The sequence below is a fragment of the Mesorhizobium sp. M1312 genome (assembly GCF_040318115.1).
GTDB lineage: Bacteria > Pseudomonadota > Alphaproteobacteria > Rhizobiales > Rhizobiaceae > Mesorhizobium.
Genome location: NZ_JAMYLQ010000004.1, coordinates 31,526 through 43,274 on the forward strand (window position 1 = coordinate 31,526; position 11,749 = coordinate 43,274).

Here is an 11,749-nt window from a genome sequence, read left to right on the forward strand (position 1 = left end):
CAGCCGGCCAATCGTGACAAGCTGCCGTGCGTCGGAACGCTCAGACGGGCCATCGGTTCCGCTAATTGCAGCGCCGCGGTCAGTTCCATGCGAAAGCCAAATTAGGTCCGCACGATCAGCGGCACTAAGCCCTCATGCCGGTCGGCGAGAAAGGCGACGACCCTGTCGCCGACACGCTGGAAGGTGAGATCCACCTTCCTGGTGCCAACGCCCAGATGCCTCAGCGTGAGCGTGTCGATACCAATCGGCAGCCTGGGACGGGTGACGTGGATTTCGCCGTCCCAGCCGTCGATCTCCAGGCCGAGGCAGGCCTGCATCAGTCGCTCACGACGCTCTTGCTTCGGCCGAGGCACCGATCAGGCGCGCGTAGGCGGAAACGTAGTCGCGGGTCATTCTTTTGGCGGAAAACCGCCTTTCGAAGACGGCTCGCACCTTCCGCCTGTCGAGCCGCAGCATGCCGGGCATCGACGCGACCGCGCCCTCCATGGAATCCACGATAAAACCGGTCACGCCTTGATCAACGATTTCCGGCATCGCGCCGGAGTTCCAGGCGATCACCGGCGTGCCGCAGGCCATCGCTTCTATGACGGCAAGACCGAACGGCTCTGGCCAGTCGATAGGGAATACGAGGCCGGCCGCCTTGCCGAGGAATTCCGCCTTCTTATCCTCCTCGATCTCGCCGACATAGTCGACACGGTCACCGTCGACGAGCGGCTCGACCATCTCTCGGAAATAGGCGCGGTCGTCGTCGCCGATCTTTGCCGCAAGCTTCAGTTTCAGCCCCGAGCGCAGGGCGATCTCGATGGCACGATCCGGACGTTTATCGCGCGACATCCGGCCAAGGAAGGCGAGGTAGGGTTCCCCTGGGCTCGTCTCGAAAACCGGTTTGTAGAGTTCGGTCGGTAGCCCGTGGTGGATCGTCGTCAGCCAGTTGGCGTTGACGAGCCCCGTGCTTTGGCTACGGGAAACGGAGATCATCGGAAAGCGCGGAAAACGGTCATAGGCCGGCGCCAGATCGACATAGTCGAGCCTGCCATGCGGCGTCGTCACCGTCCGCTCGGGCATGTGCTCGAAGAAGGAAAAATGCAGGAAATGGCTGAGGTGAAAATGAATGATATCAAAATCATGAGCTCGTTTCCTCACCTCGGAAAGCATCGAAAGGTGCGCGGCTGTCTCGGATTTCAGCGGGCGTGGATCAAGACGCAGCGCACGCTCGCGACACGGCACCAATTTTGCCGACGTTTTTGTATCGCCACTGGCAAACAAGGTTACGTCATGGCCAAGCTCGACCAATTCTTCGGTTAGATAGGAGACTATGCGCTCCGTACCTCCGTAGAGCCGAGGCGGGACGGATTCATGGAGCGGCGCCACATGGGCTATTCTCATAGTCTGGCATTTCCTCAAAGATCATCGCTGAAGTCGAAATGCATCACACCCCCGAACGTTCCCGCGACTGCAAGAAGTCGGGCGATGACTGGCGCTTCACTCAGCCGACACGTGGCAATTTTATCGAGTCCGTGGGCGTTTTTGCCGGGAACCAATTGGCTGACCGTGAATTTAGTAGGGTTCGATCGAACGCATCGCGATCGACCGGGAGGAAACGATGAATCGCCTGCAGTTCTTTACGCCGGTGCGAATTTCGCGCGGGGAGGGAAAGCCTGTCGAAGAAATCGACAGTGTCAGCGAAGCGATGACGTTTTTGCGCCATTGGCCGAAAGGGCGGCGCGGCCCGGTGTATCAATGCGCGCTAAACTGCTGCGCTGCGGCTCTGGCGGGCCGGATGTCTGCCGAGGAAGCAAGAAAGGCTTTTACGGGCTTTGCCCGGATCACCCGGCTGCTGGATGACGACATGGCGCTGCCGATAGGCAGCGAAAAGATGGACAGCGTATACACGCCGAGGCGATAGATGCCGATCCATTTCTCTTCAACTTGCGCTGTGTCGGAGCCGGACGCGAGCGGTCACCTGGCTATCAGGCTCGTCTCAAGGGCCGAAAAATTGCTAAATCAGAATGGTTATGGGAACGGCCAGCACCATCGCAGTTCCATAGGTTCGGGAGGAACTCCCTTAAATTGGTCACCTAGGAGCGGTCGGGTCCAAACTCGACATAGTGACGGTCCGCGCCAGAGCATCCACGCCGCCAAAAGAGACAGGCTTCAAGGTGCAGTTTTGTGCACCTGTCTCTGTTGGCAAGCGCGGGCCCTCGCGTGAGGTCGTTGCCCACTAGATCCTTCAGGTCACAAAGAATGCAGCTGCCGTAAGCGAGAGACCTGGAGAAAGAGTGGCGAACTGTGTTTGAGCGGCGCCGCCGATCCCGTCGCTGTCGAAAGAGAGCGCTCCAGTTGAATTGTTATAGATGATGTGGTCCGAACTGTCGTGCGCGGCGGCACCAGCAAAGAAAGCACCGGATGAGAGGGCGCCCGAGCTCAGCCCGGCAAAAATCGCGTTGTCGAGGTGGATCTTGTCCTGGAGCTTGTTGAAGTCGGCGATCCTGTCGATATTGCCGGCTCCAAGAGCGGAGTTGAAAACGAAGGTGTCGTTGCCGCCGTTGCCGGTCAAGATGTCGGCACCACGGCCGCCATTGATGACATTGGAACCGGCGTTGCCCTGGATGGTCTGGGCGAACTCATTGCCGGTGAGGTTGATTGCAGCTGTGGCGGTCGGATACCTGGTGGCCAGAAGCTCGACCTGCGAGCCGGCCGCAAGCGCATAGCTCACCGTGGTGACCACGACGTCGCGACCGCCGCCGACCGCCTCAATCACCTTGTCGCCGGCATTGTCGATATAGTAGCCGTCGTTGCCGCCATAGCCGATCATCGTGTCAGCACCGCCGCCGCCATTGATGTTGTTGGCGCCGGCATTGCCCTGGATGGTCTGGGCGAACTCGTTGCCCGTCAGGTTCATAGCTGTCGTGCCGGCGGCGTTGGTGGTGGTGAGAAGCTCGACCTGCGCGCCGGCTGTAAGCCCGTATGCCACCGAGGTGAGCACCTTGTCGGTGCCGCCGCCGGTCGCCTCAATCACCTTATCTTTGGCATTGTCGACATAATACGTGTCATTGCCGCCGTAGCCGGTCATCGTGTGGGCGCCGGTTGACTGAAGTACATCAGCGCCGCTGGTGCCGTAGACGTTACCGTCGGTTGGCGGTGGTGGGGTGGTAGTGCTGGTGTTGTGTCGCAGGAAAAAGTCTTGCATTGACGGAGTGTTGCCAAGTGAGGTTTCGCCGTTCTGCGAGGCCCATTTATAAGCCATTTCAAAGGCAGGATTGGGAACCAGCCTGTCCCAGTGGTCCATCATGGTCTGCATCTGGGACGTCGTGGGCATGACATACGACCCGCCCGTATTGGTCGCCCAGCCGCCACCGCCAAACGTCTGATAGACCGGAACGATCGCGCTCTGCGGGATGCCTGCTTCCAACGCCGCAGCCACGGCTCTATCGATGTAGTTGAAGTCCACCGCAGTCGTGCGCACGGGATAAGGGTTTATTCCGTAATAATCGATCCCTGTATTCGCAGGATTGTAGGTATTGGAATAATTCGAGTCTGTGTACGACCCCATGTCCATCAGGGTGATGAAAGTCTTGGCACCCGGGAAATGGGAATGGATCCAGTCGGATTCCGCCTTCAGGTTGGCAGCGCTCACTTGGGTGTGATATCTGCCGGTGGGATCCGGCTCGTCAGTCAGGAAAAATCCAAAAACCTTCGGATTGTTGAGGAGAGGCGTTACCTTGTCGATAAAGGACTGGGTTACGCCATTGCTCTCGCCCAGCCAGATCAGAGCCTTCGAGCCATCCGGCAACGCGTTGACCGATGACGCGTATTGAAGATCAACTAGGTTGAAGCCATAGGCCTTGGCCTGGGATGCTGAAGCGCCCCAGGTGTAGTGCATCGTGGCCATGCGGATATCCCTCGTGTGATTCTGTAGCGCCCCGATCCCTGCCTACGCGACGGTCTATATTAGCGCCAAATCAATTAGCGACACGCTGTTGATAGAATCATTGATCTTGGATGGATCACCAATTTTCATGCGATTTGACTGCAGGGACTTGCGCGAAACTTGATGACGGCAATGCTGGATAAATAGCCAGTCGGTTGGGATCGCCTGGTTTTCCCGAACGGCCGTTGGGCGCGCGCGCCCTCCGAAGGCAGAGGTCATAGGTTCGAATTATGTCGGGTGCGCCAAGTGACGCCGGCGATTCGCGCCAGAGCATCCACGCCGCCAAACGAGACAGGCTTCAAGGTGCAGTTTATCCACCTGTCTCTGTTGGCGAGCGCAGGCCCTCGCGCGATGTCGTTTCCCTAGCTCCTTTAGGTCACAAAGAACGAGGTTGCCGTAATCGACAAACCTGGAGAAAGAGTGGCGAACTGTGTTTGAGCGGCGCCGCCGATCCCGTCGCTGTCGAAGGAGAGCGCTCCGGTTGAATTGTTGTAGATGATGTGGTCGGAGCTATCATGCGCGGCCTTACCCGCAAAGAAAGCGTCGGATGTGAGCGTGCCCAACTCAAGCTCGGCAAAAATCGCGTCGTCGAGATGGATCTTGTTCTGGGACGAGTTGAAGTCGGTAATCTTGTCGACATTGCCGTCACCAAGGGCGCTATTGAAGACGAAAACGTCGTTGCCGCCAAAGCCGCTCAACTTATCGGCACCGCCGCCGCCGTTGACGACGTTGGCGCCGGCATTGCCCTGGATGGTTTGGGCCAACTCGTTGCCGGTGAGGTTGATTGCCGTGGTGCCGGCGTCCATCGTGGTGCCAAGGACTTCAATCGACAAGCCGGCCGAGAGCGCATAGCTCACAGAGGTCCACACCCTGTCTTGACCTTGGCCAGAGGACTCGACCACCTTGTCGCTGGCATTGTCGACATAGTAATCGTCGTTGCCGCCATAGCCGCTCAACTTATCGGCGCTGCCGCCGCCGTTGATGACGTTGGCGCCGGCATTGCCCTGGATGGTTTGGGCCGACTCGTTGCCGGTCAGGTTAATTGCCGTGGTGCCGGCGTCCTTCGTGGTGCCAAGGACTTCAATCGATGAGCCGGCTGAGAGCGCATAGCTCACAGAGGTCCATACCCTGTCTTGACCTTGGCCAGAGGACTCGACCCCCTTGTCGCCGGCATTGTCAACATAGTATTCGTCGTTGCCGCCATGGCCGATCATGGTGTCGGCACCGCCGCCGCCGTTTATAGTGTTGGCACCGGCATTTCCCTCGATGGTCTGGGCCGGGTCGTCGGATGGGGGCGTGCCAGAATCGCTGACTGGAGGCGTGTCAGAATCGCTAACTGGAGGCGTCTCAGGCTCGCTAACTGGAGGCGTGGCAGGATCGCTAACGGGAGGCGTCTCAGGCTCGCTAACTGGAGGTGTGGCCGGGGCCTCATCCTGAAGATTGTGTTCCCGGAAGACGGCTTGCAGTTCCGGCGAGCTTTCAAGCGCGACGTCGCCTTCCTGCGAACCCCAGGCATAGGCGAAGTCGAATTCGGGCGACGGAACCAGTTCATCCCAGCGGTCCATCATCGTCTGCAGCTGATCCGCCGTCGGCATGACATATTTGCCGCCCGTGTTGGTCGTCCAATTGCCGCCGCCAAAGGTCTGATGGATCGGAACGATCTGGCTGGTCGGGATGCCCGACTCCACCGCCGCAGCCACGGTTCTGTCGATCATGTCGTAGTCGACCGTGTCTGTGCCGGTGCGCACCGGATAGGCGCTTATTCCAAACAGATCGATATGCGTGTTGTCATAGTTGTAGGTGTTGGAAAAATCCGAGTTTTCGGCTGACCCCATGTCCATCGCGGTGATGAAGGTCTTGGCGTCTGGCATGCGAGCGTGGATCCAGTCGGATTCGGCTTTCAGATCCTCAGCGTCTACCTGGGTGTGGTATTGGCCGGTGGGATCCGGCTCGTCGACGAGAAAAAACCCATACACCTTCGGATTGCCAAGGAAGGGGGTGACTTTGTCGATAAAGGACTGGGTCACGCCCTCGCCCTCGTTGAGCCAGACCATAGCCTTCGTGCCATCCGGCAGCTCGTTGACCTGGTCGATATATTGAACGTCGACCAGATTGAAACCGGCGCTTGCGACTTCTGTGGCGGACCCACCTGCTGCGAAATGAAGTGCCATTAATAATCCTTTTTTCTTAGCGCCCCGCGGTGCCTGCCTACTCGACAGCGTATATTAGCTTCAAATCACATACCCACACCCCTCTGATAGATTCGTTGATCACCAGCAGGATCGCCTCACGGAAGCAGAATTTTACTTAGGATAGCCACGGCATCGAAAAGCAACATTCCATTTTATCATCGTATACATTAACCCAAGGCATTCAGATAAATTGTACATTTCTTTCAGATTGGTCTTTAACATGCCTATATGTGATCCGTCTTCGACAGTGATTTCCTATCGAGTATTTTGCCTTTCAATAAGATTCTAGATGGCGTCGATGCCGGTATTTCGCGAAGATTCCTTGGTGATGCTGACCCGTTGAAGTGGCGCCACAAAAGTCGGAGTTTAACTGCCGGCAACTAGAGGCTATGAATAGAACGGCAGCCATAATAGCTTTTCTGTACAATATACACTTACCTGCAGGCAAATCTGACTGCGTTAAGCCAGGTGCTGAGCCAGGCCATGTTCTCTGGCGTCGCAACCCAATTTTCTGTGGACACAGTGGGCAGGTGCTCGCTTACAACCATGTCATCCGCCGACGACATTGCCGGCATCGGAGATGGTCGAGCTAAGTTACCTGCTGGTCGCAGACAGATTCTACCAGGGCGGAAGTGACTGAGATGCGGTTCAACCAGCGTACTGAGGCACCGGCCCACGGTCGGGACGATGCTCGGGCCGGCAAAGCACCGACCCAGACCGAGGTCTGACAACGGACGATTATCCGAAGCGCAGTCTTTGGTTGCCCGCCCGCCGGCGAACGCGCCCGCAGGATTTTTTCCTAAATTCGACGCGCAAATGATCCCGCCACACCCTTCACCACGCAGGATATGCGCGTCGAGGAAGCCCGCCATGCGGCCTCGGCATCACACCTGTGCAGGCCTTGGGCGTGGATTGCCTCGCCAAGCCGGAGACTTAGCTGCCTGATGTCGCAACACCTTGATCCAAATGCGGTTTGCCTCATGCAAACAGACGAGGACAGTAGGCAAGCCTGCCCGTACCGTGACTTGGCATCCATACACGCAGAAGAAGCGAAACCAAGGTCATGAAGGCAGAGTCAAAAGCCGGCCACTTCCCGCGATTCGGGGACGGCACATGGTCGGGAGAGGCAGGATGAACCCGCATCTCGTGTGTGTGGGAGGCGAGGATCACGCCTTAAGAATTCCGTTCCTGATGTCGCTTCGCGAAAGGGGTTTTCGGGTCACTGCAGTCTCGAGTGGCAGTGAAGCTGCGTTTTCGCGACATGGCATTCCGCATCGCCGCTATGGTTTCGACCGATTTGCCAGCGGCGGCAGCGGGGAATGGGGCGCCATCAGAACGATTCGAAAATTAATGTCGGAACTGCAACCAGATGTTGTCCAAAGTTTCGACACCAAACCGAACCTGCTGACGCCACTTGCGGTGCGCGGGAAGGCCCCAGTCATCCGCACGATCAATGGTCTGGGCTGGACATTCTCGTCGCAGGAGCCACGGGCTCTGGCCCTGCGTCCAGTCTTTTGCGGACTGCAATGGCTTTCGTCCTTCTGGACGGCTGCGACGGTCTTCCAAAATCGGGACGATCAGGCTTTCTTTGAACGCTATCGACTGATCCGACGCGGCAGCGGGCGGCTGATCCGCAGTTCTGGAATCGACGTCGATGCGTTCGCCATGGCAAGGCATCTTGCCCCGTCAGCGGCGAAAATGCGTGAAGAGCTTGGGCTCCAGTCCGCCGAAGTCGTAATTTTTGTCGGTCGGTTGACCCGCCAGAAGGGTATCCCGACACTCCTCAAAGCGGTCCCACGCATCCTATCTAAAAGGCCTGATGCGCGCTTCGTGCTTGTCGGTCCATGGGAATCCGAAGGGCCATTTGCCGTCGACAAATCAGACATCGATCGATATGCCCCCCATGTCATCGCCTTGGGTCCGCGACGCGATGTTCCAGCCCTTCTTGGTATGGCCGATCTGTTCGCCTTTCCGACACAATATCGGGAAGGGATCCCGCGCGTCCTGCTGGAGGCAGGACTGGCGGGATTGCCTATCGTCGCCTCAAGGATGCCTGGCTGCAATGACGTGGTTGAAGACGGATGGAACGGCTATCTCGTCCCACCGCACGATGTTGATGGCCTTGCGTCTCGAATAATAGACATCCTGTCCGACCGTGGTCACGGAAAGATCATGGGCGGTCGTTCTGTCGAACTCGTCCGGGAGCAGTTCGCGCTGCCGTGGGTAGTCGACCAGTATTGCGATCTCTACAAAAGTGTCCTTAGCGTCGAATCCCACGGCGGTCTTGCTCGACCGGCGTCCCCGATCTTGCTTGAAGGGGATGCCGCAAACCGCGGATTGGGTGGAGCACGCCGATGATCCGGGATGCGTTGCTGGCCAGCGGCATTGCGATGGGCTATGCGACGCAGTTCGGTGTTCCGGGATTGCCCTTCGGATATACCGAATTGTTCTTATCGCTTTGGATCATGCTGTCGATCGGGCGAGTAATCGCCGGTGGTCGCTTGGAGGCCACGCCGGCCCTGTTCCGTCTTGCGACCTTCTGGCTGATCATGACGCTCACCCTGGCGGTCGGTGCAATTGTCGGCTTACTGACCACGGCGGTTCTGGACCTCTCGGCGCCGATTCACGACATAATGGCATACATGCTGTTGGCCAGCGTCACCTGCCTGGCTGCCGCAGAGCCCGACGCCGATCGCCACCTGCGCCGCACTGCCTGGTGGGTGATCTGGATAGCAAATGCATGCTTTACCTTTCAACTGGCACTTGCGTGGGGTTGGATCCACCAACCCGGTGTCAATCCCTGGTTCTGGGATCGCTTCATGGGCTGGTCCGAGAATCCGAACCAACTCGCTATCTATTGCGCAATTCTTGGTCCGCTGGCTTTGCATCTTGCTACGACGACAAGCAGTCCCTGGGGGAGGGTGATCGGGTTCAGCAGCCTTGTTCTGATCGTCTATGTCGGTAGGCTGACAAAGAGTGATGCCTATCTTCTTACAGGCGTCGTGACCTGCCTGGTATTTCTAGGACTGCGGGGTCGGACATGGCTTACGACCGGTGACAAGGGCAGCGTTTCGCGGCAAGTCGCCGTCCTCCTGATGGTCGGCTTCCTCCCCCTGGCTATGTCGATGACGCCCTACGTTCTCAGGGACATAAGCAGCGTTGAAAATTTCGCCAAGAGCCTCAGCAAGGGGAGGGGCGGCGAGGAGACCGACTCAACCTTTACACTTCGCGTCACGCTCTGGGGTAATGCAGTCTACAAGGGCGTGACGTCAGCGTCTCTTGGCCTTGGTCCTGGCCCGCATGTGGACCGCCCCTCGGTCGAATATCGGCAGTTTCTGCCCGAACCATTCGAGGCTCACAACACGATCCTCGATCTGTACACGCAAGGTGGTCTGGTTGCGGTCCTGGCCCTGCTTTGGATCGTCGGCTCGGCGGCCATGTCGGCATGGCGTGCGAAGCTCGATGCGCTTTTTGCGCTGGTGGTGGCGATCATGATTTACGGGTTTCCGCACCTGATCATCCGCCACCCGATCGTTTGGTTTGCGCTGACCCTCTGTCTTGTTGCCGGAACGCCGCGAGTAATTTCGGCTACTTCCATGAAAACTTCCAGGGACTTGGGGTGACGGGATGTGTGGGGTTGCCGGAATTCTTCTTGCAAACGGTGCGGCTAGTGCGAAGCCGCTAAGGGCAATAGCGCAAATGACGACAGCCCTTCGTCACCGTGGGCCTGATGGCGACGGCTTCTGGGCAGATCGTGAAGCCGGCGTTGCCTTCGGCCACAGGCGTTTGGCCATCGTCGACTTGTCGGAGGCGGGACACCAGCCGATGCATTCGGCCACTGGCCGATATACCATCACCTTTAACGGCGAAATATACAATTTCCAGGATCTGCGCCGCGAACTTGAAGGCGCGGGCCATCGTTTCCGCGGCACCTGCGATACCGAAGTCATGCTGTGCGCGATCGAGAGTTGGGGGCTCGATACCGCACTCACTCGCTTCGCCGGCATGTTCGCTTTTGGATTGTGGGATATGAAGACGAGGACCCTTCATCTCGCCCGCGACCGAATGGGCAAAAAGCCGCTTTACGTCGCTTCAACACGCGATGCGCTCGTTTTTGCCTCCGAGTTGAAGGCGATCAACTGCTTTCCAGGTTTCTGTCAGGAACTCGATATCGATGCCGCCACGTCGATGCTGTCGAGGGGATGGGTACCGGATAACAAGTGCATCTGGCAAGGCGTGTTCAAGCTGCCGCCCGGCTCAGTCCTGTCGGTGACGGCCGCAGATTTCGCTGAGGCCCGCAGTGTCGCGTCGCTTTCGCATCGCATCCGATACTGGTGGTCGCTGGCCGAAGTCGCCGCGAAAGGTCGGCAGGAACCAATTGTCGGCACTGACGAAGAACTGACGGATGAACTCGACGACCTGCTACGACTTGCGGTCCGGGAACGCATGAACGTTGATGTGCCGCTGGGCGGCTTTCTATCCGGTGGTGTCGACAGCTCCGTCGTTGTAGCTCTGATGCAGGCTCAATCCACAAAACCGGTGCGCACGTTCACCGTCGCTTTCGGAGAGGGCGGGTTTGATGAGGCTCCCCATGCTGCGGAGGTCGCCCGGCACTTGGGCACCGACCATACCGAGCTTCACCTTTCTTGCGCAACCGCGCGCGAGGTCATTCCAGAACTGCCGCAGACCTGGGACGAGCCGTTCGCCGACGAATCGCAGATACCAACTCTGCTCGTAGCGAGGCTCGCTCGCCAGCACGTTACGGTGGCTCTGACGGGCGACGGCGGCGACGAATGCTTCGCCGGCTACGCTCGTCATCTCATGGCAGCCCGAGCGAGACGACAGCATAGGCTGCCGTCACCTCTGCGTCAGACGCTTGCGTCCGGTGTTGGATTGCTGGCTCGTGCAGCCCGTCACGATCTCGTCAGCAAGCTGCCGCTTTCGGCGCATGCGCGGCACGCGCTGCGGAGCGACCGGTTGGATCGCCTGGCTCGGCTGCTCGCAGCGGCAGATGAGGACGAATTGTATCAGCGGCTTAGGGGATCATCGACCGAGAACCTCACCCAGCATGAGCTGCCCTTATCAGTTCACGGCGCACCGCCGCTTGATGGCCTGCTGTCCCGTCTCTTGTACGACGACATGGTCGGCTATCTGCCCGGCGACATACTGGTGAAGCTGGACCGCGCCAGCATGGCCGCCAGTCTCGAGGGGCGATGCCCGCTTCTCGACCATCGGGTTGTCGACTTCGCCTGGCGGCTGCCGGCGGACGCAATGGTTCGCCACGGCAGAGGCAAGTGGATCCTTCGTCAATTGCTGCATCGCTATGTTCCCAAGCGGCTGACCGATCGGCCGAAGCAGGGCTTCGACGTCCCTATAGCAGTCTGGCTGAGAGGGCCGCTGCGCATCTGGGCCAGCGATCTGCTCGCCGATATGCGCGTGTCCGGAGACGGGATCTTCGACTTTGCGAAGGTCCAGACGTGCTGGCGAGATCACATGGATGGAAGGCAGGACCATTCTCGTGATTTGTGGGCGGCGTTGATGTTCCAGGCCTGGCGCAACGAGGCCCGTCGGCCACCGGCGCCGGCAACGGACCTGTATCGCGTACTCGAACTGGCAGGAGTGTAAA

The 11,749-nt window shown here is 58.7% G+C and carries 7 protein-coding genes and 1 pseudogene; 4 read left to right on the plus strand and 4 right to left on the minus strand.

Annotated features, from left to right (window positions below; translation table 11 throughout):
* Positions 1 to 101: 101 nt before the first annotated feature.
* Positions 102 to 320 (minus strand): annotated as a pseudogene (locus tag NKH36_RS07110) (amylo-alpha-1,6-glucosidase); the annotation flags it as partial.
* A 4-nt stretch (positions 321 to 324) separates the two neighbouring features.
* Positions 325 to 1,386 (minus strand): glycosyltransferase family 4 protein, encoded by a 1,062-nt coding sequence (locus NKH36_RS07115; RefSeq protein ID WP_352958287.1) that lies wholly within the window; start codon positions 1,384 to 1,386, stop codon positions 325 to 327.
* A 217-nt stretch (positions 1,387 to 1,603) separates the two neighbouring features.
* Here NKH36_RS07115 and NKH36_RS07120 point away from each other — a divergent pair, with 217 nt between their 5' ends.
* Positions 1,604 to 1,906: a DUF982 domain-containing protein gene (locus tag NKH36_RS07120; protein WP_352958285.1), complete on the plus strand. Its 303-nt coding sequence runs from the start codon at positions 1,604 to 1,606 to the stop codon at positions 1,904 to 1,906.
* A gap of 324 nt (positions 1,907 to 2,230) precedes the next feature.
* On the opposite strand, the gene NKH36_RS07125 is transcribed toward NKH36_RS07120, so the two are convergent.
* Positions 2,231 to 3,892, minus strand: a complete 1,662-nt coding sequence (locus NKH36_RS07125) for a calcium-binding protein (protein ID WP_352958284.1) — start codon at positions 3,890 to 3,892, stop codon at positions 2,231 to 2,233.
* 410 nt (positions 3,893 to 4,302) lie between these two features.
* A complete protein-coding gene (locus tag NKH36_RS07130; RefSeq protein ID WP_352958283.1) occupies positions 4,303 to 6,102 on the minus strand; it encodes a calcium-binding protein in 1,800 nt (599 codons plus the stop codon).
* A 1,152-nt stretch (positions 6,103 to 7,254) separates the two neighbouring features.
* Here NKH36_RS07130 and NKH36_RS07135 point away from each other — a divergent pair.
* From NKH36_RS07135 to asnB, 3 genes are read left to right on the plus strand one after another with little or no spacing between them, the layout of a single operon-like run.
* Positions 7,255 to 8,481: a glycosyltransferase gene (locus NKH36_RS07135; RefSeq protein WP_352958282.1), complete on the plus strand. Its 1,227-nt coding sequence runs from the start codon at positions 7,255 to 7,257 to the stop codon at positions 8,479 to 8,481.
* A complete protein-coding gene (locus NKH36_RS07140; RefSeq protein WP_352958281.1) occupies positions 8,478 to 9,746 on the plus strand; it encodes an O-antigen ligase family protein in 1,269 nt (422 codons plus the stop codon). The genes NKH36_RS07135 and NKH36_RS07140 overlap by 4 nt, the downstream gene beginning before the upstream one ends.
* Before the next feature lie 4 nt (positions 9,747 to 9,750).
* Positions 9,751 to 11,748, plus strand: a complete 1,998-nt coding sequence (gene asnB / locus NKH36_RS07145) for an asparagine synthase (glutamine-hydrolyzing) (protein WP_352958280.1) — start codon at positions 9,751 to 9,753, stop codon at positions 11,746 to 11,748.
* Position 11,749: the final 1 nt, after the last annotated feature.